2 protein-coding genes are annotated in these 2,919 nt (G+C 58.7%); one reads left to right on the top strand and one right to left on the bottom strand.

The window, feature by feature from the left end; all coding sequences use genetic code 11:
• Positions 1 to 140: 140 nt before the first annotated feature.
• A complete protein-coding gene (locus Q0239_RS17380; RefSeq protein ID WP_298605202.1) occupies positions 141 to 533 on the top strand; it encodes a PaaI family thioesterase in 393 nt (130 codons plus the stop codon).
• On the opposite strand, the gene Q0239_RS17375 is transcribed toward Q0239_RS17380, so the two are convergent.
• The coding region (locus Q0239_RS17375; protein WP_298605200.1) for a M1 family aminopeptidase at positions 530 to 2,919 on the bottom strand (2,390 nt) is incomplete at its 5' end. The genes Q0239_RS17380 and Q0239_RS17375 overlap by 4 nt on opposite strands.

The following is a 2,919-nucleotide window of genomic DNA, read 5'->3' as shown; positions in this document are numbered from 1 at the left end:
GCGACGCGGGCACCCCGGGCTTCCTTTTTGCCGCCGACCTTGGGGGCCGCCCCTACCGGGCGAATTGGCCGGGGGGCGCCCCCGGCGCCCCCCCGCCGATGCCCTTTGGCGGCCCGCGCGTCCGCTGATAGCCGGGCCGCGTGGCCAGTCGCCCACATCCCTTTGCTGACCTGATCGATCTTGCCGTCACCCCTGACGGCAAGGGCGGCAGCACAGCAACCCTCACTGCCGAACACAAGCATATGAACCCGCATGGCGTGGTGCATGGTGCGGTGATCTATGCACTCGCCGATACGGGAATGGGGGCCGCGCTCTACCCGACACTCGAAGCCGGGCAAGCCTGTGCGACAATCGAGATCAAGATCAGCTATTTCCGGCCGGTGCGCGGCGGCAAGATCCGGTGCGCGACGCAGATCGACAATAAGGGCCGCAGCATCGCCCATCTCACCTCGCGGATCGAACAGGGTGGCAAGCTGGTCGCGCTCGCGACCGGGAGCTTCGCGATCTTGGCGACGCCCCCGGCCACGGCCTAGCTGGTCACATCGACGACATTGTCGTCCGAATTACGGTCGATGTAGAAGTTATACGGATCGATGCCAGCGAAAGCGGGCTTGGTTTTCGAGGTTACGACAATCTGCTGCTTGCCGCCCTTGACCGGTTTGCGCTCAATCGACACCACATCTTTCTTGCCAAATGCTCCCACGCCCGGGCGGGCGTTGAACAAGCCGACTTCGATCGGCTCGGACAGCGGCGCCGCCGTTTCGTTGCCCTTGGCGTCGGCATAATATTTGCCGGCTTCGACCGATATGGTCGTCTGCCACAGGCCGTTGGCAAGTTTTTTCGCCTTCGCCTCTTTCGCCTTGAAATCGTAAACGGTGATCCGCTCGAACAGGTCAGTAATCAGCGCCTGATCTTCAGGGGTCTTAGCTTCCTTGCGGAATTCGGCGATCAGATCGACCGAGCGGTGGTAAGGCGCGCCCTTGAACTTCCAGGTCTGGATGAAACGGGCGAGCGCACGGTTGACCGCATCCTCACCCAGCCGTTCCTGCAGCAAATACATGACTAGCGATCCCTTGCGGTAATGCACATAGGGTTGGTTCTCAACGCGGTAGAGCGGTTGTTCGCCAATCGGGTCTCCCTTGCGGCCGTTCAGATAGCTGTCGAGTTCAAACTTCAGGAAGCGGCGAATCTTGTCCGGCCCGTAGATCTTCTTCATCACCATCAGCGCCGAATATTGCGCCATCGTCTCCACGGTGATCGTCTGACCCTGCATGTCCGCGCCGATCACCTGATGCGCCCAATATTGGTGCCCCAGCTCGTGCGCGGTGACGTAGGCGACATAGTCGATGCTGTCCGGATCGGTCACATCGGCGGCAAAGCCGATGCTTTCCGAATAAGGCATCGTTCCGGCAAAGGCCTGCGCAAAGCTTTCATAGCCGGGGAATTCGATGATGCGGGCATGATCGAACTGGTAGGGACCAAAATTGGCTTGATAATAATCGAGGCCGGTCGCCAGCGCCGTCAGCATGTTGGGCACGTTCCACGCATGCTTGGGATCATGATAGACCGACAGCTTGATACCCTTATGGTCCTTCTCGGTCAGCTTGTAACGCGCCGACTGGATCGAGAAGAAGCTGAGGATCGGCGCTTGCGACACGAAATGCGCAGTGCGGCGACCGTTTTTCGTCGTGTCGCTTGTCTTGCTGCCCGGTGCAATCGGAGTCTGATCGGCATCGGTGGTCACGGTGATGTCGGAAAGCACCCAATCAGTGCGGACATAATTTTCGTTGGTGGCGGACAGGTCCTCCAGCTTGGCCGGCCTCAGCTCGGCGGGTAGGCCTTGGCGGCGGCGGACGGTGCGATCCTGCAATACGCCCTGTCGGTTCATCCCGATAATCGGCGCGAAAGCGAAATTGTTCGCAAAGGTGCCATTCAAATTGACCGTCGTTGCGGGCGTGCCATTGCGAAAGCCTTTGTGGTGCATACGCGAAACGAAGCTCAGCGTGGCATCCTCGCCCGGTGCCAGCGGCTTGTCGAACCGGTAGATTCGATAGCCGAATTTCTTGTCGTCACTGACAAGCTTTGCGCCTGCAAGGTCGAGCTTTGAATAGGCGACATCGCGATCACCCTGCCGGACATGCACTTCAGAAATGGGCGCGGCGGTTTCATTGCGCAGCCGGTAGTTGCCGGTCACATCCAGGCGCCGTTCCTTGGGAAAAATCTGTACGTCAAACTTAACCGCCTTGATCACAGGGCGCGGCAGCTTTTCATTTTTCAGATATTTCTTCTCATAGTCCGCCTGGAATTTCTCCACCTCGTCGCTGGTTTCATAGCGGTTGAGGATCTTGAAATTATAGTGAACATAAGCCCCCATACCGACCATCGCGACCAACGAAGCGCCGATCAGCGGCAGCGGTGCGCCACGCAATCCGGGGCGGAGCCGTTTCAACCGTGAACGCCAGCGCGTGTCTGTGCCGCGCGGCCAAATCAGATGCGCAACGGTCAGCAGGATGACGCCAAAGGCAAGCCAGTAGGCGCGCAATATCCAAGCGCCATATTCAAATCCGCCAGAGCCATTCATGTCGCTCAATGGGACGGCGGGGTTGCCGCCATAATCATAGAGCGCGTTCGAATAGCCCAGATTGCGAAGGAAGATGCGCGATATAAACCAGACAAAGAACAGTCCCCACCCAACATATTTGTTGGGGCTCAAAGCCTGAAAAAATACCGCCAGCACCGCAATCAACAGCATTTCGGCCGTCGCGGGCAGGATAAACCAGGCAAAATATCGGCCAATGCCGAAGTCGGTGGAGCCCGATATTGCCTGATAGGTCAGCCCGGTCACCATCCCGACCGCATGTATGAGAAGCAACACCAGGAGAATCGCCATCACCTTGGGAATTGTGATCACCCAGTTTG

Origin of the sequence: uncultured Sphingorhabdus sp., assembly GCF_937872355.1 — a bacterium.
Lineage (GTDB): Bacteria > Pseudomonadota > Alphaproteobacteria > Sphingomonadales > Sphingomonadaceae > Sphingorhabdus_B.
The sequence above is the reverse complement of the archived record's forward strand: the minus strand, read 5'-3'. Positions and strand labels throughout refer to the sequence as shown.